The organism is Isoptericola sp. NPDC057191 (genome assembly GCF_042670225.1).
Classification (GTDB): domain Bacteria; phylum Actinomycetota; class Actinomycetes; order Actinomycetales; family Cellulomonadaceae; genus Isoptericola.
This window is the reverse complement of the sequence record NZ_JBHUWC010000048.1, coordinates 1-22973: the sequence shown is the minus strand read 5'-3', so window position 1 is coordinate 22973 and position 22973 is coordinate 1. Positions and strand designations below refer to the sequence as shown.

Genomic DNA, 22973 nt, shown 5'->3' with positions numbered 1-22973 from the left:
GGGTCCGGCTGGGGGCACGTCGAGGCCCTGCTGCGCGGCCCCGCGGGCTGGGTCGACGAGACCGCGACGCCGTTCCCCGACGTCGCCGACGGGCCGCACCGCCCGTGGCAGGCGCTCGTCACCGGTGACCACGTCCCCGCGACCGTCGACGCCCGCGCGCACGTGCGCGGCCGCCACTGGCGTGACCGGCTCGCCGAGGCCGCCCGCGACGGCGGCGCCTTCGCGCACTACCACCTCGGCGTCCTCGAGCACGTGGACGGGGACCCGGAGGCCGCACGACGGCACCTGGTCGCGTCCCTGGACGCCGCGCCGAGCGCCGCCGCGCACCGGGCGCTCGCCCACGTCGCCCGGCGGCGGGGAGACGTCGACACCGCCGTCCGCGAGCTCGACGCGGCCCTCGCGCTCGCCGGCCCGGACTCCGCCGAGCGACCCGCCCTCGTGCTGGAGACGCTGCGTGCCCTGCTCGACGCCGGACGCCACGACCGGGCCCGGCACCTCGCACGCGAGGCGTCCCGGCAGCCGCCCGCCCGCGCCACCCGGTCCGAGCGGGCGCGGTTCCGGCTCGCGGAGGTCGAGGCGCTGCTCGGCCTGGACGAGCGGCTCGCGGCCCGGCGCGTGCTCGAGACGGACGATGTCGTCCCCGCCAACCTGCGCGAGGGCGAGTCGCTCGTCGCCGCGCTGTGGGAGCGGGCGGCCGGTGGCGCGCCGCTGCCCGGGCGGCTCGACTTCTCGATGCACGGCCACGCCCCGACCTCCTGAGGATCACGGACGCCGGCAGCGGCTGACCGTCGTCAGGCTCCGGGCACGACGAGGCCGGAGTCGTACGCCCACACGACCAGCTGCACGCGGTCGCGGGCGCCGGTCTTGGTCATGATCCGGCTGAGGTGCGACTTCACCGTGCTGGGCTCGAGGAACAGGGCCGCCGCGATCTCGGCGTTCGACGACCCGCGGCACAGCAGCGCGACGATCTCCCGCTCCCGGCCGGTGAGGAGGCCGACCGCGGCCGCGTCGGGCGACACCGGGCCGCGTCGGCGCGCGAACTCGTCGATGACGCGGCGGGTCAGGGTCTGGTCCACCAGACCGTCCCCGGCGGCGACGCGGCGCACGGCGTCGACGAGCACGTCCGGCTCGGCGTCCTTGAGGAGGAAGCCGGACGCGCCGGCCTCGAGCGCCCCGAAGACGTAGTCGTCGAGGTCGAAGGTGCTCACCACCAGCACGGGCACCGGCTCGGCGACCCCGGGGCCGGCGAGCTCGCGCGTCGCGGTGATGCCGTCCCCGCCAGGCATCCGCACGTCCATGCACACGACGTCGGGCCGTTCGCGCCGAGCGACCCGGACGGCGTCCGCCCCGTTCGAGGCCTCGCCCACCACCTCCAGGCCCTCGCTCTCGAGGATCACCGTGAACCCGGCGCGCACCACGGCCTGGTCGTCGACCAGCACGACGCGCGTCACCGGGCCTCCTGCGCCACGCGTGCTGCCGGGGCCCCGGCGTCGTCGGAGCGCGGCAGGGTCAGCCGCACCTGCCAGCCGCCGACGGACGTGCGCCGCGCCGAGAGGCGACCGCCGACCAGCTCCGCCCGCTCCGTCATGCCGATGACGCCGTGGCCGGGGACGTCGTCCGCCCCGTCGGCAGGCGACACCGCGGACAGGTCGCCGCGCCCGTTGCGGACGGTGACCTCCAGCCCGTCCTCGTCGTACGCCGTCTCCACGTCGACGGCGCTGCCCGGCGCGTGCCGGCGGGCGTTCGCGAGCGACTCCTGCAGCACCCGGTACACGGTGAGCTGCGCCGTGGGCGGCAGGTCGAACGGCTCGCCGCGCCGCGTCTCCTGGACCCGGGTGCCGGTGCTGCGGGCGAGGTCGAGCAGCGCGGGCACGTCCGCCAGCGTGGGCTGCGGGGCCGACGGCGCCACGTCGTCGCCCGTCCCGGTGTCGCGCAGGATGCCGACGACGAGCCGCAGGTTCTCCAGCGTCTCGCGGCCCTGCGCCCGGATCCACCGCAGCGACTCCCGCGCACGCTCCGGGTCGCCGTCCACGAGCCGCTCGGCGGCGGCGGCCTGCACGACGATCCCGGACAGGTGGTGCGCCGCGACGTCGTGCAGCTCGCGGGCCATGCGGCCGCGCTCGGCGAGCACCGCCTGGGCCGCGAGCGCCTCGCGCTCGCGCTCCGCCTGCGCCACCCGTGCCCGCAGCTGGGCCAGCAGCTCCCGGCGCGTGCCGAGGTACGCCCCCACGAGGGCGGCGCCCAGGTAGGTGACGAGCGCGGACACGAGGCCGCCCCACAGCTGCGTCGCCACCGGCACGCCGAGCTCGGCCGCCGTCGCCGGCCCGCCGAGCACGTAGCCGAGCAGCACCTGCACGACGGCGGCACCCGCCGCCGCACCCAGGGCGGGCCGCCGCGGGGCGTGCACGCCGACGGAGTACGCGGCGACGAGGCCTGCCGGTGCCTGGAAGTTTACGAACGGCGGGAGCAGCGGGGCGAGCGCGAGCTGGCCCAGCAGGGTGAGCGCCAGGCACAGCACGGGCCAACGGCGGCGCAGCGTCAGCGCCATCGACTGCCCCACGAGGACGACGCACGCGGCCACCCGCGCGCCCGTGCTCATCGAGTCGGTCGACGCGCTCGCCCCGAGCGTCTCCCCGAGCCCCGAGGACACGACCTGGAGGACGGCGAGGAAGAGGGCCACGGACACGACGCCGACCACCGCGCCCAGCAGCGCGTCGCGGCTCGTGGCCGTCCGGACGCCCCAGGCGTCGAGCCGCCGTCGCAGCGCGTCGAGCACAGGTCCTCCGTCAGGGTCGAGAGCGGACGGGGCGGTGTGGATGTCACTTCCGGCATGTCGCCCCGGCACACGGTACGACGTCCGTGCGGCGGGGCGGCATGCGCGTGCAGGTTCTGCAGGGACCGCGGTCAGGCCAGGTCGCGGCGGCGGAACACCGCTCCCGCGACGACCAGTAGCACGGCCGCCCAGGCGAGCAGCCCGGCCAGCGCCGCTGCGGCGCCGACGCCCGCCCCGGCGTCCGACGTCGCACCGAACAGCTGGGCTGCGCCCTGTCCCGCCGACGCGAGGGAGCCGAGGGTGATCGGCAGCCACGACGTCGCCGTCGTCGCGCCGCCCGTGAGGACGAGCGCGGCGGCCTGGACCATCGGTTCCACGAGGGACAGCGCCACGACCACGACGACCGCCGCGACCTGCCCCCGCACGAGGGTACCGATGCCCAGCCCCAGCCAGGAGAGCAGGACCATGACGGCGAGCCCTCGCGCCCACACCGCGAGCGCCTCCCCCGGGCCGATCGCCAGAGCGGCTCCCGGCGTGGTCGTCACGGCGAGGACCAGCCCGACCGCCGTCACCAGCGCCAGCACCGCGCCGACGACGAGCGCCGCCGTCGCCGTCGCCCCCGCCTTGCCCGCGAGGATCCGCAGCCGGTCCGGGACGGCGAGCGCGGTCGGCACGATGCCGCCGGTGCGGAAGTCGGTGGTGGCCGCGAGCGCCCCGAGCAGGAGCATGCACAGCGCGGTGACCCCGCTGGACCCGGACCCGGGGCCGCCGCCCAGGAGGTCGAGCAGCGCCCGCTGGGCGTCGGGCGTGCCGAGGTCCGTCGCCGCCGCGAGGGTGGACATGACGTCGGCCGTGACGTCCGGCGGGGCCTGGACCCCGACGTGGAGGCCGGCGTCGGACCCGCTCAGCGCCTCGATCGTGCGCAGGGTGCGGGGCAGCACGAGCGTGAGGACCTGGGTGAGCACCATGCCGGCGTCCGCGACCGCGGCGACGACCCACGGCGTCCGGGTGGTGCGCAGCTTGAGCAGCTCGGCCCTGAACACGGCGAGGGACATCAGCGCACTCCTTCGGTGGCGGCGGTGAGGTCGAGGTAGACGTCCTCGAGGCTCCGGTCGGTGACGAGCTCGCTCAGCGGCCCGGCCGCGACGACGCGGCCCTGGCCGATGACGACCAGGTCGTCGGCCACCTGCGCGACCTCCGCGAGCACGTGGCTGGCCAGCAGCACGGTGCCGCCGTCGTCGGCGAACGCGCGCAGCAGCTCGCGCAGCCACCGCGTCCCGGCGGGGTCGAGGCCGTTGGCGGGCTCGTCGAGCACCAGCACGCGGGGCCGGCCGAGCAGGGCGGTCGCGATGCCGAGCCGCTGCCGCATCCCGAGCGAGTAGGTACGCACGCGACGGTCCGCGGCGGGCGTCATGCCGACGGCGGAGAGCGCCGCCGCGACCCGGTCGGCGGGCAGGCGCGACGCGGCGGCCTGCACGCGCAGGTGGTCGCGGCCCGTCCGCCCGGGGTGCAGGCCGCCCGCGTCCAGCAGCGCACCGACCACCTGCGCCGGGTGCTCCAGGTCGGCGTAGCGGCGGCCGTCGAACGTGGCCGTGCCCGCGTCCGCGCGCGTCAGGCCGAGCAGCACCTGCAGCGTCGTGCTCTTGCCTGCGCCGTTGGGGCCCAGCAGCCCCACCACGCGCCCCGGCGCGGCCGTGAACCCGACGTCGTGCACGGCCTCGAAGCCGCGGTAGGACTTGTGCAGCCCGTCGATCCGGATGGTGGTCATCCGCCCCTCCCTCGTCGTGCCGGCGTGCTGTGCCGACACCTGCGAGCCTTCCGTGCCGGCGCGGGCGGGTCTTGAGGCGGAGGGCGGAACCTGCGTTGCGCCTTTCGGAGGAACCCGCCCGCCCTGCCGAACAGGTGGTTGTCCACGTGAAGAGCGCTCAGAGCGTGCACAACCACCTGTTCGGCAGCCTGGGGGGCGGGTTGTGGATGAGGGCGTGTTGCTGTCGGCGCAGACCCGTAACCTGGCCGACGTGCTGCACGTCCACCGGTCTGAGCGCTCCGACGCGCTCGTCGCCCCCCTCGCCGACGTGCTCGCCGTGCCGCCGGACGACCCGTTCGTCCCCGACGTCGTCGCGGTGCCCACGCGGGGCATCGAGCGCTGGCTGGCGCAGCGGCTGTCGCACCGGCTGGGCGTCGATGGTCCGTCCGGGGCCGGTGTCTGCGCCAACGTGGACTTCTCCTCGCCGTCGCGACTCGTGGCGTCCGCGGTCACGGCCGTGACCGGCGTCGAGCGGGACGACGACCCCTGGCGGCGCTCACGCCTCGTATGGCCCGTGCTGGAGACGATCGACGCAGCGCTGGACGAGGCGTGGGCGGCCCCGCTCGCGCGCTACGTCGGGGAGGCCGACGACGGCGTGCGGCGCTCGCGCCGGCTCGCCCTCGCACAGCGCGTCGCGGACCTCTTCTCCGCGTACGCGCAGCAGCGCCCGGCCCTGCTCGCCGGCTGGCTCGCCGGCGGGGAGGACGACGGCGCGGGCACGCCCGTCCCGCGCGACCTGGAGTGGCAGCCGCGCCTGTGGCGACAGGTGCGCCGGCGGGTGGACGCCCCGGACCCGGCGGAGGTGCTCGGCGCCGCCGTCGAGGCGCTGCGCGCCGACCCCGCCGCCGTCGACCTGCCCGCCCGGCTCTCCGTCTTCGGCCCCACCCGCCTCCCGGAGGACCAGCGGCGCGTGCTGTGCGCGCTCGCGCTGCACCGCGACGTGCACCTGTGGCTGCCGCACCCCTCCCCGGTCCTGTGGGACACCGTCGCCGCCCTGGCCGACGACGGCGCGGTCGCCGGCCCGCGGCGGGCCGACGTGCCCCCCACCGCGCACCATGCGCTGCTCGCGTCCACCGCTCGTGACTCCGTCGAGCTGCAGCTGCGGCTGTCCGGCGTCCTCGACACCGCGACCGAGGGGCCCGCGACGACGGTCACCCATCACCCGGCGCCGCCCCCGCCCGACAGCCTGCTCGGCGCGCTCCAGGCGGCGCTGCGCGCGGACGACCCGGACGCGCCCGCGCACACCGTCGACCCCGCCGACCGCAGCGTCCAGGTGCACGCCTGCCACGGCCGCGCCCGCCAGGTCGAGGTGCTCCGCGAGGTGCTCACCGGCCTGTTCGCCGCCGACCCGACGCTCGAGCCGCGCGACGTCATCGTCATGTGCCCCGACGTCGAGTCCTTCGCCCCGCTCGTGACGGCGACGTTCGGCGCGGCGCCCGACGGCGTCACGCTGGTGCACCCCGGCCAGCGCCTGCGCGTGAGCCTGGCCGACCGCGGGCCCGGCGTCGTGAACCCCGTGCTGGGGGTGCTGTCGACCCTGCTGCGCCTCGCGGACGGACGCGTCACCGCCTCCGAGGTGCTCGACCTGGCCACCACCGAGCCCGTGCGGCGCCGCTTCCGTCTCTCCGACGACGATCTCGACCGCTGGCGCACCTGGGCCGTCGAGGTGGGCGTGCGCTGGGGCGAGGACGGGTCGCGCCGCGCCCGGTTCGGCATCGACCCGCGCGTACGGCAGGGCACCTGGGACGCGGCGCTCGACCGCGTGCTGCTGGGCGTCGCGATGGCCGAGGAGGACTCCCGGTTCGTCGGGCCGGCCCTGCCCCTGGACGACGTCGGGTCCACCGACGTGGACGTCGCCGGCCGGTTCGCGGAGCTGGTGACGCGTCTGAGCGGGCTGCTCGCCGACCTGGACGGCACGCACCCGCTGGAGCACTGGCTCGACACCCTCGACCGGGCGGTCACGCTGCTCACGGACCCCGCGCCCGACGACGCCTGGCAGTCGGTGCAGGCGCGCCGGGTGCTCGGCGACGTCCGCTCGGCCGGGGCCGGGCGGCCCGCGGCCACCGCGGGCGGCGGGCTGCGGCTCGAGGACGTCCGCGCGCTGCTCGCGGACCGCCTGGCTGGCCGACCCACGCGCGCCGGCTTCCGCACGGGGGCTCTCACCGTGTGCTCCCTGGAGCCGATGCGCGCCGTGCCGCACCGCGTCGTGTGCCTGCTCGGCATGGAGGACGGCGCGTTCCCTCGCTCCGCCACGCCCGACGGCGACGACCTGCTGGCGCGCGACGCCTGCCTGGGCGAGCGTGACCGCCGCAGCGAGGACCGGCAGATCTTCCTCGACGCCCTCACGGCCGCCCGCGAGCACCTCGTGGTGCTGCACTCGGGCGCGGACGAGCGCACCGGCGCGGACCGGCCGCCCTCCGTGCCCGTCGCGGAGCTCCTGGACGCGCTCGACCGGGTCGGCTCCGCCGCGGACGGCGGTCCCGTGCGGCGGCAGGTCGTGGTGCGCCATCCCCTCCAGGTGGTGGGCGAGCGCAACTTCGAGGCCGGCGAGCTGGGCTCCCCCGGCCCGTTCAGCTTCGACGCCGCCGCGTACCGCGGGGCGGTGGCCGGTCGGGCGGAACGCACCGAGCCGGGCCTGCTCGTCCCCGAGCCCCTCGTTCTCGACGCCGCAGCGCCCGCCGAGGTCGACCTCGACGACCTCGTCGCCATGCTCGAGCACCCGGTGCGCTGGTTCCTGCGGACCACGCTCGACGTCCGGATCGCCCAGGACGAGGACGAGGTCGACGACCGCCTGCCCCTCTCGATGCCGCCGCTCGCGGCGTGGGGCGCGGGCGACCGCATCCTCACCTCGGTGCTCGGCGGCACCGACCCCGGGCGGGCCTTCCAGGCGGAGTGGCGGCGCGGGCAGGCGCCGCCGCGCGAGCTGGGCCGCACGGCGCTGCGCGACGTCGTCGAGCGGGTGCAGCCCGTGGAGGTCCTGGCCCGGCAGGTTCGTGCCGACGAGCCCGCGCGCGCGGTCGACGTGTCCGCCGCGCTGCCCTCCGGCATCCTCGTCACCGGGACGGTGCCGGGCGTGCACGGCGGCCGGGTGGTGCGCGCCGAGTACTCGAAGCTCGGGCCGAAGCACCGGCTGCGCGCCTGGGTGCAGACGCTCGCGCTCGCGGCGTCCGACAGCCTGCCGGACGGCGAGCGGTGGCACGCGGGGACGGTCGGCCGGGCACCGGGCCGCGGGGCGAAGGCGGCCTGGAGCCTGCTGGAGGCGCCGGACGCCACGGAGGCCGCACGGCTGCTCGACGACCTCGTCGCCCTCCGAGCCGCGGCCACCCGCGCGCCGCTGCCCCTGCCGCCCGAGGCGTCGCACGCCTACGCCGCCTCCCGCGCCGGCGGCGCCGGCGACCCCGGGCAGGCGACGAGCGAGGCGCGGTACACCTGGGGCGGCGGCTTCGAGAAGACCGACCCGTACCACCTCATGGTGTGGGGAGACGCGGCGACCTTCGACACCGTCGCGGGCACGCCGGACGACGAGGACCGGCGCCGCTACCCCGACGAGCCCTCGCGGCTGGGCGCGCTCGCCCGGCGCGTGTGGGACCCGTTGCTGGCGCACGAGCAGAAGGGCACCTCATGACGGCGGGCAGCACGGCCGGGCTCGGGACCGACGCCGCGGGGCTGGCAGGTGCTCAGGACCGGCCGGTCTTCGACGTCTGCGGCCCCCTGCCCGAGGGCACCACGGTGCTCGAGGCGAGCGCCGGCACCGGGAAGACGTTCACCATCGCCGCACTGGCGACCCGCTTCGTGGCCGAGGGGCGCGCCGAGCTGCGCGAGCTCATGCTCGTCACGTTCGGCCGGGCGGCCACCTCCGAGCTGCGCGACCGCGTGCGCGAGCGCCTGGTGAGCACCGAGCGCGCGCTGCGCGGCCCGGACCCGGCCGCACACCCCGACCCTGTCGTCGCGCTGCTCGCCGACGTCGACGCGGCCGAGCTGAGTCGCCGCCGCGCCCGGCTCACGGCCGCCCTGTCCCAGCTGGACGCCGCGACGATCACCACGACGCACGGCTTCTGCCAGCAGATGCTCACGTCGCTGGGCATCGCGGCCGACGTCGACCCGGCGGCCACGTTCGTCGCGGACGTCGCCGACCTCGTGCGCGAGGTGTCCGACGACCTGTACGTGCGCCGTTTCGCGGACGAGGCCCACCCGGCCCTCACGCCGACCATGGCGGCCGACCTCGGCCGGGCCGCCGTGAGCGACCACCAGGCCGTCGTGGAGCCCGCGGAGCCGACCGGCGGCGGTCCGACGACCCCGGGCGCGCTGCGCCAGGCGGTCGCGCTGGAGACCCGCACCGAGACGCTGCGGCGCAAGCGCGCACAGCACCTGCTGGACTACGACGACCTCCTCGTGATGCTGCGCGACGCGCTCGCCGACCCCGTGCACGGCGCCACGGCGGCCGGGCGGGTCCGGGCCCGGTACCGCGTGGTCATGGTCGACGAGTTCCAGGACACCGACCCCGTGCAGTGGGAGATCCTGCGCACCGCGTTCCACGGTCACCGCACCCTGGTGCTCATCGGCGACCCCAAGCAGGCGATCTACGCGTTCCGTGGCGCGGACGTGGTCGCGTACCTCGACGCGCAGCAGGACGCCACCTCGGTCGCCACGCTCGGCACCAGCTGGCGCAGCGACGAGCCGCTGCTGCGCGCGCTGGACACCGTGCTGGGGGGCACGGCGCTGGGCGACGAACGGATCGTCGTGCGGCCCGTGGAGGCGGCGCACCGCGGGTCGCGGTTCGACGGCGGGGCGCCGCTGCGGCTGCGGCAGGTGACGCGCTCGGCGCTCGGCATGTCCCCCGGGGAGACGCCGCCCGTGGGACCACCGCGCCAGCTCGTGGCCGCCGACGTCGCCGCGGACATCGCCGCACGTCTCGGTCGCGACCGGCTGCTCGACGACGGCGACGACCCGAGGCCCGCCCAGGACGGTGACGGCCCGGGCTGGCGGCCGCTCGAGCCGCGGGACGTCGCGGTGCTGACCCGCACGAACGTGCAGGCCGAGACCGTGCGGTCGGAGCTCACGAAGCGCGGCGTGCCCGCCGTCGTGTCCGGGCTGTCGAGCGTGTTCGCCACGCCGTCGGCGCGGGACTGGCTGACGCTGCTCGCCGCGCTGGAGCAGCCGGGGGCCCACGGGCGAGCAGCCGCGCTGGCGCTCACGCCGTTCGTCGGGTGGGACGCCGCGCGTCTGGCGACCGCCGACGACGCGGCGCACGACGCCCTCGCCGACACGGTGCGACGCTGGTCGCGGCTGCTGTGGGCGCGCGGGGTGGCGGCGCTGCAGGAGGCGGTGACCCGCGACGGCCTGGCCGAGCGGCTCATGCGCACCAGCACCGGCGAGCGCCACCTCACCGACCTGCGGCACGTGGGCGAGGTGCTGCACGTCGCCGCCGTGACGGAAGGCCTGGGCGCGTCGGCACTCACCGCGTGGCTGCGGCGGCGCATCCGCGAGGCCGCGCAGGACTACGACGAGGAGCGCAGCCGTCGCCTGGAGACGGACGCGGCGGCCGTGCAGGTCGTCACCGTGCACGCCAGCAAGGGGCTGGAGTTCGGGGTCGTGTACGTGCCGTTCGCCTGGGACCGCTTCGAGCCCCGGCAGCCCGAGGTGCTGCGCTTCCACGCCGGCGACGGCCGCCGGATCCTGCACGTGGGCGGCCCCGGGTCGTTCGGCTACGACGCCGCCCTCGACCGGCACCGACGGGAGGAGGGCGGCGAGGACCTGCGCCTGCTGTACGTGGCGCTGACCCGCGCCCGGCACCAGGTCGTGGCGCACTGGGCGCCGTCGAAGGCGAACACCGCGAAGGCCGGGCTGACACGCGTCGTGCTGGGCGAGCGCACGCTCGGCGGCGAGCCCGCACCGCACGCCTCGCAGCAGGTGATGCGCGACGACGCCGTGCGCCAGGCTCTCGGCGCGGTCGCGCAGCGTTCGGGTGGCACGATCGCCGTCGAGGAGGTTCCCGCGTCTCCCTCAGCGGCACGCTGGCGGCCGCCGGCCGAGGCGGAGCCCGCGCTCGACGTCGCCCACCTCGACCGCGTACCGGACCAGACGTGGCGGCGGGCCTCGTACTCCGCGCTCACCGCTGCGGCGCACACCCTGCGGGTGGGCGGGCCCGGCGCCCCGGCATCGGCGACGCCCGGCGTCGAGCAGGGCGGGGTGGAGTCCGAGCCCGAGGGCGGCGGGCTCCAGGACGAGCCGGCCGAGGCCGCACCCACCGCCGTCCGCCCTGCCGGCGGCGGTGCGCCAGGAACCGCAGCGGCTCCTGGTGCGGACCTGCCGTCCCCGATGTCCGGCCTGCCCGCCGGCACCGGCTTCGGCACGCTGGTGCACGAGGTGCTGGAGTACGCCGACACCGCCGCACCCGACCTCGACGCCGAGCTGCTCGCCCGGTGCGCCGCGGCGGCGACCACGCGGGTGCCGGGCACCGACCCGGCGGAGCTCGCGGCGGCGCTCGGCGTCGTCGCGCGCACCCCCCTCGGACCGCTCGCCGCAGGGCGCACCCTCGCCGACGTCGACCCGCGCGACCGGCTGGCCGAGCTCGAGTTCGAGCTCCCCCTGGCCGGCGGCGACGGCGACGCGACCTCCGAGGGCGCCACCCTCGCCGGGATCGCCGCGCTGCTGGGCCGCTACCTCGGCGACGACGACGCGTTCGCCGCCTACCCCGCCGCGCTGGCGGAGCTGGCCGAGGCCGACCCCGGAGCCCGCCCGCTGCGCGGCTACCTGACGGGGTCCATCGACGCCGTGCTCCGCGTCCCGGGCGACGACGACGCGCCGCGCTTCCTCGTCGTCGACTACAAGACCAACCGCCTCGGCGCGTTCGACACGCCGCTGACGGCCCACGACTACCGCCCCGAGGCGACCGTCGACGCCATGCTGCACGCCCACTACCCGCTCCAGCTCGTGCTGTACCTCGTCGCCCTGCACCGCTACCTGACGTGGCGGCTGCCGGGATACGACCCGGACGTGCACCTCGGCGGCGGGCTCTACCTGTTCGTGCGCGGCATGTGCGGCCCCGCCACGCCCGTCGGGCCCGACGGCGCACCGTACGGCGTCGTGTCCTGGGTGCCGCCCCGGGGGCTGGTGCCCGCGTTGTCCGCGCTGCTCGACGGAGGCGACGCATGACCCCCACCGCCGCCCTTCCCACCGACGGCGACGTCCGCCTCGCCGCAGCGGCACCCGACCTGCTGCGAGAGTTCAACGCGGCCGGCCTGGTGTCCGCGACCGACGTGCACGTCGCGTCCCGGCTCGGTCGCCTCACCGGCGAGGACGACGCCACCGTGCTGCTCGCCGTCGCCCTCGCCGTCCGGGCGCTGCGCGGCGGTTCGGTGTGCGTGCGCCTTGACGACCCGGACGAGCTCGCGACCCTCGCGCTCCCCGAGGATGCCGACCGCGGCGACCTGGCCGCCGGTGCCGCCGGTACCGCCGGTGCCGCCGGTGCCAGCGGGGTCGGCGGCACCGCTCCGCCGCCCTGGCCGGAGCACACCGCCTGGGTGCGGGCGATCGAGGCGAGCCCCGCGGTGACCGTCGGGGCGGGCGACCCGGTGGACCGTCCGGCGCGGTGGGTCGGCGGCCGGCTGTACCTCGACCGGTACTGGCGCGACGAGCTCACCGTGCGGCGGCTGGTGGACGCCCGCCTGCAGGCACCGCCGCTGGCGGCACCCGGCGCCGACCGGCTGGACGCCACGCTCGCGCGCCTGTTCCCCACGGCGGGCGACGTGCGCCAGCGGCTCGCGGCCGCGCACGCCGTCGGACGCCGGCTGACGGTGCTCACCGGCGGCCCCGGGACGGGCAAGACGACGACCGTCGCGCGGCTGCTCGCCGTGCTGCAGGACGTCGCCGTCGACAGCCCGACCGGCCAGGGCCTGCGCGTGGCGCTCGCGGCGCCGACGGGCAAGGCCGCCGCACGGCTGCAGGAGGCGGTGCGCGACGTCGTCGGCGCGCTGGACCCGGAGGACCGCGCGCGCACGGGCCGTCCCGACGCCACCACCGTGCACCGGCTGCTGGGGTACCGCAGCGCCACCCGGTTCCGGCACCACGCCGGTCACCACCTGCCGCACGACGTGGTCGTCGTGGACGAGACGTCGATGGTTCCCCTCTCGCTCATGGCGCGGCTGCTCGAAGCGCTGCGGCCGGACGCTCGCCTAGTGCTCGTCGGCGACCCCGACCAGCTCGCGTCCGTCGAGGCCGGCGCCGTCCTCGGCGACCTGGTCGCCCGCCCGCCCGTGGCCGATCCGGTGCCGGCCGGCCCCGGGGGCGGGGACCTGGACCCGGAGGACCACGACGGCCTCGCCAACGGCGTCGTGCGACTCGTCACGGTGCACCGCCAGGGCTCGGACTCCGCGATCCTGCCGCTGGCGGCGGCGATCCGGGACGGCGACGCCGACGCGGTGCTCGACGTCCTGCGGGCGGGCAAGGGCGGCGTCGAGCTGGTCGAGGCCGACACGGAGCGGCTGGACGAGCACGCCGTGACCGGCCTGCGCGAGGACGCGGTCGACGCCGGACGGCGGCTGGTGGCCGCGGCGCAGGCCGGTGACGCGGCGGGCGCGCTCGACGCGCTGTCCGCGCACCGGGTCATGGTGGCGCACCGTCGCGGCCCGGTCGGCGTGGCGCGCTGGGCGGCCCAGGTCGAGGCCTGGGTGGAGGAGGCGACGGCCGGCACGACGGCGGTGCCCGCCGCGCCGGGCACGCCGTGGGTGGTGGGCAGGCCCCTGCTGGTGACGAGCAACGACGCCGACGTCGGCCTGTACAACGGGGACACGGGCGTGCTCGTGGCCGACGGCGAGGGCGTCGTGGCGGCGTTCGGCGACCCGCGCGACCCGCTGCGCGTGCGCACCCACCGGCTGCCTCCCGTCGAGACCGTGCACGCCATGACGGTGCACCGCGCGCAGGGCAGCCAGTTCCGCCGCGTGACGCTGGTGCTGCCGCCGCCGACGTCACCGCTGCTCACCCGCGAGCTGCTGTACACGGCGGTCACCCGGGCCCAGGAGTTCGTGCGCGTCGTCGGCACCGCTGACGCCGTGCGTGCCGCCGTCGCGCAGCCCGTCCGGCGCGCGAGCGGCCTGCGCGACCCGCTCCCCTGACCCCAGGGGCCTGTGGGTACGCAAACGGCGAGAATTCGTCCGCGAATTCTCGCCGTCTGCGTACCCACAACGTCAGGGGCGTCACGGAATACCGACCCGGCCCTCGCGGGTTGACCCAGGCGATGAACGCCGACGCCCCGACCCCCGCGCCCACCTCCCCCCGACTGTCCGTCCTGGACCTGGTCCCGGTCCGCACCGGACAGTCCAGCCCCCAGGCGCTGGCCGCCTCGCTCGCGCTGGTGCGCCGGGCGGACGAGCTGGGCTTCGAGCGGTACTGGTTCGCCGAGCACCACAACATGCCCGCCGTCGCCGCGTCGACGCCGCCGGTGATGATCGCCGCGGCGGCCGCCGCCACGCAGCGCATCCGGGTGGGCTCGGGCGGCGTGATGCTGCCGAACCACGCGCCGCTCGTGGTCGCGGAGCAGTTCGCCGCGCTGGAGGCCCTCGCGCCGGGCCGGGTCGACCTCGGCATCGGGCGCGCACCCGGCTCGGACCCGGTGGTCACGGCGCTGCTGCGGCAGTCGGGCCCGACGTCGGACGTCGAACGGTTCCCCCAGCACGTGCGCGACATCCTCGCCCTCATGAGCCCCGACGGCGCCACCCTGCGGCTCGGCGACGGCAACCTCTACGACGTGCACGCCACCCCGGCCGCCGACGGCTCCCCCACGGTCTGGCTGCTCGGCTCCAGCGACTACTCCGCCCGGCTGGCGGCCGAGCTCGGGCTGCCGTACGTCTTCGCGAACCACTTCTCCGGCGCGGGCGTCGACCAGGTCCTCGCCCTGTACCGCGACAACTACCGGCCCAGCCCCGCCCACCCGGAACCGCGCACCTTCCTCACCGCGAACGTCGTCGTCGCGCCCACCGCCGCCGAGGCGCACGAGCGGGCGCTCCCGCAGCTGCGGTCGATGGCGCGGCTGCGCACCGGCAAGCCGATGGGGCGCGCCGAGACTGTCGAGCAGTCGGCCGCGGAGCCGCTCGACCCCATGGCGGAGCAGATCGTCGCCGACATGCGCGCCCGCTGGGTGGTCGGTGAGCCGCACCAGGCCGCGGCGCAGCTCCGCGACCTCGCGGCGCGTCACGGCGTGGACGAGGTCATGGTGGTGCCGGTCGCGGGCTCGTACGAGTCCGAGCCCCTGGACGCCACGCCCGGTCGGGTCCGGACGCTCGAGCTGCTCGCCGAGGCCCTCGCCGCCTGACCGCCGCCCGCGTCAGGCGGCCACCCGCACCGACGAGACCTCGGCGAGGAACAGCTCGTCCGCGCGAGCCCGTACCGCCACGAGGTCGCGGTCCCGGGCGAGCCGGTCCTGCGTGGTCGCGCGGTCGAGCTCGGCGTCGACGAACCGCTCCAGGACGGCGGGCGGGTCACCGGCGCCGAGCTCGCGCGTCACCGACTTCAGGGCGACGACCTCGGTGACGGCCGCGCGGACGTCGGCCGGGACCGAGCTCTCGGCCACCAGGGTCGGGAGGTCCATCGGCGGCGCGGCCGCCTCGGAGTGGTCGGCGAGCCAGCGCAGGGCGACGGCCGGCCGCAGCACGTACAGGAACCGCTTGAGCGACGGTGTGCGCTGCTGCTGCCTCCGCGCGAGGTGCAGGTAGTGGCGGCGGACCGCAGCGCGGTCGAGCACCTCGTCCGCCAGCGCCAGCACCCGGTCGCGGAACCCGGGGTCGCCGCGGTACACGATGGGTGAGCGCAACCACTCGACCGGCGTGACGTTGCCCTTGACCAGCAGACGCACCGCCTTCGCCAGGTCCCACCCGTTGACGTCGAAGACCTCGTCCAAGGGCGTCTCGATGACGTCCCGCCCGGCCCAGAGCGACAGGTAGTGCGCGGCGGGCCGCACGTACAGGAACCGGCAGTCGTAGTCGCTGTCCGGGGAGGGGAAGCCCCAGGCGCGGCTGCCGGACTCGATCGCCCAGGGGACGTGAACGGCCTGCGTCGCCTCGACGCCGGAGAGCCGCGCGTCGATCTCCGCGACGACGGCAGGGTCCAGGGTGGCAGGAACGGCGCGCATCGGGTCACCGTAGATCGTGGCGCCTCCTCGTGGCCCGCTGTTTTGGCGGCGTTCGACCACACGCTCCTGGCCGGGCGATGATGACGGGGTCCACGGCGACCCCGACCCGAGAGCGAGCCCCATGCCCCACGTCACCGTCGTCCGCGCGGACAATCCCGGCCCGATGACGCTGGACGGCACGCGCTCGTACGTGCTGCGCGCCCCGGGCTCGCCGTCGTGCGTCGTGGTGGACCCGGGCCCGGACGCCGAGGAGCACCTCGCCACCCTCGCCGACGCCGGGCCGGTGGAGCTCGTGCTGGTCACGCACGGGCACGCGGACCACACGGCGGGGTCCGCGCGCCTGCACGCCCTCACCGGCGCTCCGGTGCGCGCGGCCGACCCGGCGCACTGCCACGGCGGCGAGCCCCTGCGCGGCGGGGAGCGGATCGACGCGGCCGGCCTGCGGGTCGACGTGCTCGCGACACCGGGTCACACGGCCGACTCGGTCTCGCTGATCGTCACCGGGCCGGACGCGGTGCCGGTGGTGCTGACGGGCGACACCGTGCTGGGACGTGGCACGACGGTGATCGCCGAGCCGGACGGGTCGCTGCGCGACTACCTCGCCAGCCTCGACGTGCTGGAGCGCGTCGGCGACGGCCGCGTGGGCTTTCCCGGGCACGGCCCCGCCGTCGAGGACCTAGGCGACACCGTGCGCGCCTACCGGGACCACCGGCTGGGACGGCTCGCCCAGGTGCGGTCGGCCCTGGCAGAGCTGGGCCTCGACGCCCGCGATGCCGTGAATGCCGACGACGGCCCGGACGGCCCGGACGTCGCGGACGCCGTCGTCGCGCACGTCTACGCCGACGTGGACCCGTCCGTCCGGCGGGCCGCTCGGCAGTCCGTCGTGGCCCAGCTCGCGTACCTGCGGGAGGAGAAGGTCTGACGCCCCGAGGACGGTCCGCGCCGGCCGGGAGCGGATGTCGGAGGCGCACGGCACGATGGCGGCATGACCCTCACTCCCGCCCCGCTGCCGGACGCCCGCCCTGCCGTCCGGCTCGGCGTCGCCTTCGTCCCCACGACGGCCCCGGAGTCGTTGCGGGGGCTCGCCACGGCCGCCGAGGCCGCGGGCCTCGACGACCTGTGGGTGTGGGAGGACTGCTTCAAGCAGAGCGGCGTCGCCTCGGCCGCAGCGGCCCTGGGCTGGACCGAGCGGGTGCGCGTGGGGATCGGCCTCATGCCGGCACCGCTGCGCAGCACCGCCGTGACCGCGATGGAGGTCGCCACCCTGGGGCGCATGTTCCCGGGCCGCTTCGTCCCCGCCGTCGGGCACGGCGTCCAGGCCTGGATGGGCCAGGCCGGCGTCCGGGTGGACTCGCCGCTGACGCTCCTGCGTGAGCACACCGACGCCCTGCGGCTGCTGCTCGCGGGCGACGAGGTCACGACGACCGGCCGCTACGTCACCCTCGACCGCGTGCGGCTGGACTGGCCCGCCCCCGACGTCCCGCTCGTGCTGGGCGGGGTCGGGCCCCGGTCGCTCGCTCTCGCCGGGGAGCTGGGCGACGGCGTGATCCTCGCGAACGCGCTCACCCCCGACGACGTGCGCGCGGCCGCCGAGGCCGCGACCGCCGCGGCCGCGACGGCGGGCCGGCCGGTGCCGGAGGTCTACGCCACCCTGATCGCCGCGACCGGCGACGGCGCCCAGGAGCGGCTCGACGCCGAGCTGCCGCTGTGGGGCGCGGAGCCCGGCCGAGGCATCGGCGCGGCCGGCGACGCCCGCGCGCTCGCGGACGGCGTCCTGCGGCTCGCCGCGGCCGGGGCGTCGGCGGTCGCGGTGCAGCCCACCGCGGACGAGCCCGACCTGGCCGGCTTCGTCGAGCTGCTCGGTCGCGAGGTGCGACCGCTGCTCGACCACGCCTGACCCATCCCGCAGAACCCACGAAGGAGCAGCGTCATGGACTGGAAGATCGAACTCATCCACGTGCCCGTCAGCGACGTCGACCGGGCCAAGGACTTCTACGAGCGGGTCGGCTTCCATCCCGACCACGACCAGCAGGTGAACGACGAGCTGCGGTTCGTCCAGATGACGCCACCAGGCTCGGCGTGCTCGATCGCGTTCGGCACGGGTCTCGGCGGCGGCCTGCAGCCGGGTCAGCTGGACGCGATCCAGGTGGTGGTCCCCGACGCCGACGAGGCCCTGGCCCACCTGCGGGACGCGGGGATCGAGGCGCAAGGCGTGGACGACCAGCCCTGGGGGCGGTTCGTCACCTTCGCCGACCCGGACGGCAACTCCTGGACGTTGCAGCAGCTGCCTGCGTGGTCCGCCGGCGCCGCGGGCTGAACCCGCGACGTCCGGCGGCGGACCAGGCCCGGAGTCGAGTCCTGAGTCAGTGCCCCGGTCAGTGCCCGGTCAGAGCCGCTTGCCGTAGCAGCGCTGCTGCTCGGAGCCGCAGTGGTCGCCGAACGACTCGATGGGCTCGTACCCGATCGCCGCGTACAACCCCATCGCCTCGGGCTGCGCCGTGCCCGTCTCCAGCACGAAGCGGCGGAAGCCGACCTGACGGGCACTGCGCTCCAGCTCGGCCATGAGCCGTCGCGCGACGCCGAGCCCGCGGGCGTCGGCGGTCACGAACACGCGCTTGACCTCGCCCGTCGCCGCCGGGTGGGCGGTGCCCCGGCCACGGCGGTCGTCCGTGCCGGAGACGTCCCGCACCGCCGCCGTGCCGACGGCGCGACCGTCGACCCGCGCGACGAGCGTGACGACGATCGAGCGCGGGTCGATGGCGGGCGCGGGGTCGACGCCGCCGTACCGGACCGCCATCTCCGCCTCCTGCGCGGCGCGCAGGCGCGCAGCCTCCGGGTCGTCCCACTCGACGACCTCGACGACCAGGTCGTCGGGTGCCGCGACGGCCGGCAGCGTGGTGGTCGCGGTCATGCCCGGACGAGGGCGGCGAGCACCGACGTGAAGAAGGCGAGCCCGTCCGTGCCGCTGCGCGGGCCGGCGTCGCCGTCCGGACCGAACCCGGCCTCGACGGCGTGCTCCGGGTGCGGCATGAGCCCCACCACGTTGCCGCGCTCGTTGGTGATGCCCGCGATCTCACGACGCGAGCCGTTCGGGTTCCAGCCCTGGTAGCGGAACACGACGCGGCCCTCCCCCTCGAGCTCGTCGAGGGTGTGCTCGTCGGCGACGAACTGCCCGTCCTGGTTCTTCAGCGGGATCGTGATGTGCTGGCCGCGCTCGTAGCGGTTGGTCCACGCCGTCGCCGTGTTCTCCACGGACAGCACCTGCTCACGGCACACGAAGTGCAGGTGGTCGTTCTTCACCATCGAACCGGGCAGCAGGTGCGCCTCGGTCAGGACCTGGAAGCCGTTGCAGATGCCGAGCACCGGCATCCCCCCCTTCGCAGCGTCGACGACGGCGTCCATCGCCGGTGCGAACCGCGAGATGGCGCCGGCACGGAGGTAGTCGCCGTACGAGAACCCGCCGGGCAGGACGACCGCGTCCACACCGTGCAGGTCACCGTCGGCGTGCCAGAGCGACACCGGCTCCCCGCCGGCGAGACGCACCGCACGGGAGGCGTCGCGGTCGTCGAGCGTGCCCGGGAAGGTGATGACGCCGATGCGTGCGGAGTCGAGCGTGCCGGCGGTCATCAGGCGACGCCCTCGGCGGTGATCGTCCCCGCGGCGTCGGTGGCGGCGTCCGCCACGCGCACGACGTCCTCGATGACCGGGTTCGACAGCAGCGTCTCGGCCGCCTGCTGGGCGGCGGCGAGGACCTCGGCGGTCACCTCGCCTTCCACCTCGAGCTCGAACCGCTTGCCCTGGCGCACCCCGCTGAACTGGGTGAAGCCGAGGCGGGGCAGCGCCCCGACGACGGCCTTGCCCTGGGGGTCCAGGATCTCGGGCTTGGGCATGACCTCGACGACGACGCGTCCCACGGGGTGCTCCTTGGATCGTGACCGGGTAGTCAGGCGGCCGCCGCTCCGGGATCCCGGCACGGGCGGCGCCCAGAGGGGCGCGCGTGACGAGCGGGAGCACGACGGCGGGATTCCGCGACGAGTCTACCCTCGGCACGCTAGCCTCTGGACGCCGCGGAACGCTGCCGGACGCCGGCGCTGCTGACCCCGCGTGACCCGACCCCGCCACGATCCCGAGGAAGCATGTCCGCACCCACTCCGCCGCCCTCCGGTGGCAGCGCCCCCGACCAGTACACGACCCCCGACGCAGGCTCGACCGCGCCCGCCCCGGGCAGCCCGCAGCCGCCGTACGCGGAACCCGGCGCCCCGGCGCCGTACGACGCGTCGTCCCCGTACGGCGGGCAGCCCCCGTACGGCTACGCCCCGCCCCGCAAGACCGACGGTGTGTCCATCGCGGCTCTCGTCACCGGCATCCTCGGCATGGCCCTGATCCCGCTGGGCCTCGGCATCGCGGGCGTCGTGCGCACCAAGGACCCGGCGCGGTCGGGCCGCGGCCTCGCGATCGCGGGCATCGTGCTGGGCGCCCTGAGCACGATCGGCTGGATCGTGGTCGTCGCCCTCGTCGGCTTCCTCGCCAGCAACGACGACTTCCAGGACGCGGTCCAGCAGAGCTACCAGGAGAGCTACCAGGAGGGGGCGGGGCTCGACTACGAGGTGGGCGAGTGCTTCGACTACCCCGGCGACTCCGCGACCGTCGGCGACATCACCCCCGCCGACTGCACCGCACCGCACGCGGCCGAGGTCTTCTCGGTGTCCCAGCTGCCCGGCGGCGACTTCCCCGGTGACTCCGGCGTCGAGCAGGCGTTCTCGGACACCTGCGCGCCCGCCTTCGAGTCCTACGTGGGGTCCGACCCCGCCGAGACGACGCTGGCGGCGTACTACATCGGCCCGGACGAGGTGTCGTGGACGCTCGGCGACCGCCAGCTCCTCTGCTTCGCCCAGGCGGGCGACGGGTCGAAGCTCGACGCGAGCGTCGCAGGCTCCGGCCTGTAGCGCGGGCGGGGGCGCCTCAGCGCAGAGGTGCCCCCGTCAGCCGCTCGTACGCCTCGAGGTAGCGGTCGCGCGTCCGCTCGACGACGTCGGCAGGCAGCGCGGGCGCCGGGGCCCCGGACGTCCGGTCCCAGCCGGACGCGTCGGACGTCAGCCAGTCGCGGACGAACTGCTTGTCGAAGCTGGGCTGGGCATGACCCGGCTCCCACCCGTCGGCCGGCCAGAACCGCGACGAGTCGGGCGTGAGCACCTCGTCGCCCAGCACGGTCGCGCCGGTGACGGGGTCGATGCCGAACTCGAGCTTGGTGTCCGCGAGGATCACGCCGCGCTCGCGGGCGATCGCCTCGGCGCGGGAGTAGACGGCGAGCGTGAGGTCGCGCAGCCGCGCCGCGGCGTCGTCGCCGATCCGGCGTGCGACCTCCTCGAACGGGACGTTCTCGTCGTGCTCGCCCACCTCGGCCTTCGTGGCGGGGGTGAAGATCGGCTCGGGCAGGCGCGAGCCGTCCACCAGCCCGTCCGGCAGCGCGATGCCCGTGACCTCGCCGGACTCCCGGTACTCGGCCAGGCCGGAGCCGGTCAGGTAGCCGCGGGCCACGCACTCGACGGGGAACATCTCGAGCCGGCGGCAGACCATGGCCCGCCCGGCGACGACGTCGGGCACCAGGCCGTCGCCCGGCTCGGCGCTCGCCTCGGTCGACACGACGTGGTGGGGCACCAGGTCGGCGAGCTGCTCGAACCACCACAGGCTGAGCTGGGTGAGCACCACGCCCTTGTCGGGGATGCCGGGCTCGAGCAGGTGGTCGTACGCGGACACGCGGTCCGACGCGACGACGAGGACGACGTCCCCGAGCGGGTGCACGCCGCCCAGGGCCGGCAGGTCCGGCTCGTACAGGTCACGCACCTTGCCGGAGTAGACGTGCCGCCACCCCGGCAGGTCGAGCGGTCCGCCCGCGAAGGCGTCGGTCTGGTCGGCACCGGGCTGGTTGACATCGTGCGTCTCGGTCACGGCGCCCAGTCTCGCACCCGGCGCCGGAGGCCAGCCACGCCGTCCGGGAGACGGCACCGCACGGAGTTCATCGGGCGACCCACCGGACAACGTCGTCCGTTCACCGACCGTTGGCCTGCGGCGTCCACCGTGCACCCCATGAGAACCCGCACCCGACACCTCGCCGCCGGCCTGCTCGTCGCGGCCCTGGCCGTCGCCCCCGCCACCGCGTCCGCGGCAGCACCCCGCTCCCCGCACGCCGCCGCCGGCCAGCACGCGTCGCACGCCGGCGCCGAGCACGGGCGCATCCCCTTCACCGCGGCCACGGTGACCGCGCAGGACGACGGCTCCTTCACCATCACCTGGTCCGCGCCGCGCGGGGCCGGCGACGTCCGCCTCTACACGGGGACGGACCGGGACCACGTCGACCTGCGGCGCGTCGTCGCGCGCGGCGGCTCCTCGGGCACGGTGACCGTCCGCGGCCTGGCCGAGGCGGACCGCCGCTGGTTCCGCCTCGTCCCCGCCCGCGGCGAAGGCCTGACGCTCGCGGACCGGCTCGTGCGCCTCGACGGCACGGTGAACCTGCGCGACCTCGGCGGCTACCGCACGACGGACGGCAGCTGGGTGGCCATGGGCGAGGCGTACCGGTCGGACGCCCTCGACCGGCTGAGCGACGACGACCTCGACGCGCTGGAGGGCCTCGACGTGCGCACCGTCGTCGACCTGCGCACCGACTCGGAGCGCACCACGGCCCCCGACCGCGTGCCCGCCGGGGCCAGGTACGAGGTGGCCGACGTGATCGGCGGGGGCAGCGCGACGATCCCCGACCTGTCCACCCCGGAGGCAGCCGCGCAGATGATGGTCGACGGAGAGCGCGCCATGGTCTCCAGCGACACCGGGCGTGCGGCCTACACGTCCCTCTTCGACGCCGTGACCGACGACGGCGCGGTGCTGTTCCACTGCACCGCGGGCAAGGACCGCACGGGCTGGGCCGCCGCGGCGCTCCTCACGACCGCCGGGGTGCCGCACGACGTCGTCGAGGACGACTACCTGGCGAGCAACGACTACCGCGCCGAGGCGAACGCCGCCGCCCTGGCGGCCATGCCGGCCGCGCAGGCCGCGATCTACCGGCCGCTGCTGGACGTCCGCCCGGAGTACCTGGCCGCCGGCTTCGACGAGGTCCGCGACGAGTACCGCTCGTTCGGCGGCTACCTGCGCCAGGGCCTCGGCCTCGGCGCACGCGACGTCCGCGAGGTCCGGGCGGAGCTCCTGGTCGGCTGATCTTCTACCCCGATCAACAGCGCGGACCGGCAGGTCGTCACCTGCCGCTCCGCGCGCGT

The 22973-nt window shown here is 76.4% G+C and carries 19 protein-coding genes; 10 read left to right on the top strand and 9 right to left on the bottom strand.

Annotated features, from left to right (window positions below):
- Positions 1 to 759 (top strand): tetratricopeptide repeat protein (locus ACFT55_RS08910; RefSeq protein ID WP_380243459.1); only part of this gene is annotated, 759 nt, incomplete at its 5' end.
- Between the two features lie 32 nt (positions 760 to 791).
- On the opposite strand, the gene ACFT55_RS08905 is transcribed toward ACFT55_RS08910, so the two are convergent.
- The 4 genes from ACFT55_RS08905 to ACFT55_RS08890 form a co-directional block, all read right to left on the bottom strand.
- Entirely contained in the window at positions 792 to 1451 is a 660-nt protein-coding gene (locus ACFT55_RS08905) for a response regulator (protein WP_380243458.1), read from the bottom strand.
- Complete coding sequence (locus ACFT55_RS08900; protein WP_380243457.1) at positions 1448 to 2776, bottom strand: sensor histidine kinase; 1329 nt, start codon at positions 2774 to 2776, stop codon at positions 1448 to 1450. The genes ACFT55_RS08905 and ACFT55_RS08900 overlap by 4 nt, the downstream gene beginning before the upstream one ends.
- Before the next feature lie 128 nt (positions 2777 to 2904).
- Positions 2905 to 3828, bottom strand: a complete 924-nt coding sequence (locus ACFT55_RS08895) for a hypothetical protein (RefSeq protein WP_380243456.1) — start codon at positions 3826 to 3828, stop codon at positions 2905 to 2907.
- Positions 3828 to 4541 carry an ABC transporter ATP-binding protein gene (locus tag ACFT55_RS08890; RefSeq protein WP_380243455.1) on the bottom strand — a complete coding sequence of 238 codons (714 nt, stop codon included), beginning with the start codon at positions 4539 to 4541 and terminating at the stop codon, positions 3828 to 3830. The genes ACFT55_RS08895 and ACFT55_RS08890 overlap by 1 nt, the downstream gene beginning before the upstream one ends.
- Positions 4542 to 4791: 250 nt before the next feature.
- Between ACFT55_RS08890 and recC the strand changes: the two genes are divergently transcribed.
- The 4 genes from recC (at position 4792) to ACFT55_RS08870 (ending at position 14889) form a co-directional block, all read left to right on the top strand.
- Positions 4792 to 8205 carry an exodeoxyribonuclease V subunit gamma gene (gene recC, locus ACFT55_RS08885; protein ID WP_380243454.1) on the top strand — a complete coding sequence of 1138 codons (3414 nt, stop codon included), beginning with the start codon at positions 4792 to 4794 and terminating at the stop codon, positions 8203 to 8205.
- On the top strand, positions 8202 to 11735 hold the full coding sequence (locus ACFT55_RS08880) for a UvrD-helicase domain-containing protein (protein WP_380243453.1): 3534 nt from the start codon (positions 8202 to 8204) through the stop codon (positions 11733 to 11735). Before recC ends, ACFT55_RS08880 begins: the two co-directional genes overlap by 4 nt.
- Positions 11732 to 13693 carry an exodeoxyribonuclease V subunit alpha gene (gene recD, locus ACFT55_RS08875; protein ID WP_380243452.1) on the top strand — a complete coding sequence of 654 codons (1962 nt, stop codon included), beginning with the start codon at positions 11732 to 11734 and terminating at the stop codon, positions 13691 to 13693. The genes ACFT55_RS08880 and recD overlap by 4 nt, the downstream gene beginning before the upstream one ends.
- A 122-nt stretch (positions 13694 to 13815) precedes the next feature.
- Positions 13816 to 14889, top strand: coding sequence for an LLM class flavin-dependent oxidoreductase (locus ACFT55_RS08870; RefSeq protein ID WP_380243451.1), 1074 nt, complete (start codon positions 13816 to 13818; stop codon positions 14887 to 14889).
- Positions 14890 to 14901: 12 nt separating this feature from the next.
- Here ACFT55_RS08870 and ACFT55_RS08865 read toward each other — a convergent pair whose 3' ends face one another.
- Positions 14902 to 15705 carry a DNA polymerase beta superfamily protein gene (locus ACFT55_RS08865; RefSeq protein WP_380243450.1) on the bottom strand — a complete coding sequence of 268 codons (804 nt, stop codon included), beginning with the start codon at positions 15703 to 15705 and terminating at the stop codon, positions 14902 to 14904.
- A gap of 121 nt (positions 15706 to 15826) precedes the next feature.
- Between ACFT55_RS08865 and ACFT55_RS08860 the strand changes: the two genes are divergently transcribed.
- From ACFT55_RS08860 to ACFT55_RS08850, 3 genes are all read left to right on the top strand, one after another.
- Positions 15827 to 16627, top strand: coding sequence for an MBL fold metallo-hydrolase (locus ACFT55_RS08860; RefSeq protein ID WP_380243449.1), 801 nt, complete (start codon positions 15827 to 15829; stop codon positions 16625 to 16627).
- A 63-nt stretch (positions 16628 to 16690) separates the two neighbouring features.
- Positions 16691 to 17602: an LLM class flavin-dependent oxidoreductase gene (locus ACFT55_RS08855; RefSeq protein ID WP_380243448.1), complete on the top strand. Its 912-nt coding sequence runs from the start codon at positions 16691 to 16693 to the stop codon at positions 17600 to 17602.
- A gap of 33 nt (positions 17603 to 17635) precedes the next feature.
- The gene (locus ACFT55_RS08850) at positions 17636 to 18022 is read left to right on the top strand and encodes a VOC family protein (RefSeq protein WP_380243447.1); all 387 of its coding nucleotides are present in this window, start codon (positions 17636 to 17638) and stop codon (positions 18020 to 18022) included.
- A 69-nt stretch (positions 18023 to 18091) separates the two neighbouring features.
- On the opposite strand, the gene ACFT55_RS08845 is transcribed toward ACFT55_RS08850, so the two are convergent.
- From ACFT55_RS08845 to purS, 3 genes are read right to left on the bottom strand one after another with little or no spacing between them, the layout of a single operon-like run.
- Positions 18092 to 18616 carry a GNAT family N-acetyltransferase gene (locus tag ACFT55_RS08845; protein ID WP_380243446.1) on the bottom strand — a complete coding sequence of 175 codons (525 nt, stop codon included), beginning with the start codon at positions 18614 to 18616 and terminating at the stop codon, positions 18092 to 18094.
- Positions 18613 to 19332, bottom strand: coding sequence for a phosphoribosylformylglycinamidine synthase subunit PurQ (purQ, locus tag ACFT55_RS08840; RefSeq protein WP_380243445.1), 720 nt, complete (start codon positions 19330 to 19332; stop codon positions 18613 to 18615). The genes ACFT55_RS08845 and purQ overlap by 4 nt, the downstream gene beginning before the upstream one ends.
- Positions 19332 to 19619: a phosphoribosylformylglycinamidine synthase subunit PurS gene (gene purS / locus ACFT55_RS08835; protein ID WP_380243444.1), complete on the bottom strand. Its 288-nt coding sequence runs from the start codon at positions 19617 to 19619 to the stop codon at positions 19332 to 19334. The genes purQ and purS overlap by 1 nt, the downstream gene beginning before the upstream one ends.
- 222 nt (positions 19620 to 19841) lie before the next feature.
- On the opposite strand from purS, the gene ACFT55_RS08830 reads away from it, so the two are divergent.
- Positions 19842 to 20651, top strand: coding sequence for a septum formation family protein (locus ACFT55_RS08830; RefSeq protein ID WP_380243443.1), 810 nt, complete (start codon positions 19842 to 19844; stop codon positions 20649 to 20651).
- A 16-nt stretch (positions 20652 to 20667) separates the two neighbouring features.
- Here ACFT55_RS08830 and ACFT55_RS08825 read toward each other — a convergent pair whose 3' ends face one another.
- Positions 20668 to 21582: a phosphoribosylaminoimidazolesuccinocarboxamide synthase gene (locus ACFT55_RS08825; protein ID WP_380243460.1), complete on the bottom strand. Its 915-nt coding sequence runs from the start codon at positions 21580 to 21582 to the stop codon at positions 20668 to 20670.
- Between the two features lie 210 nt (positions 21583 to 21792).
- Between ACFT55_RS08825 and ACFT55_RS08820 the strand changes: the two genes are divergently transcribed.
- A complete protein-coding gene (locus ACFT55_RS08820; RefSeq protein WP_380243442.1) occupies positions 21793 to 22914 on the top strand; it encodes a tyrosine-protein phosphatase in 1122 nt (373 codons plus the stop codon).
- Positions 22915 to 22973: the final 59 nt, after the last annotated feature.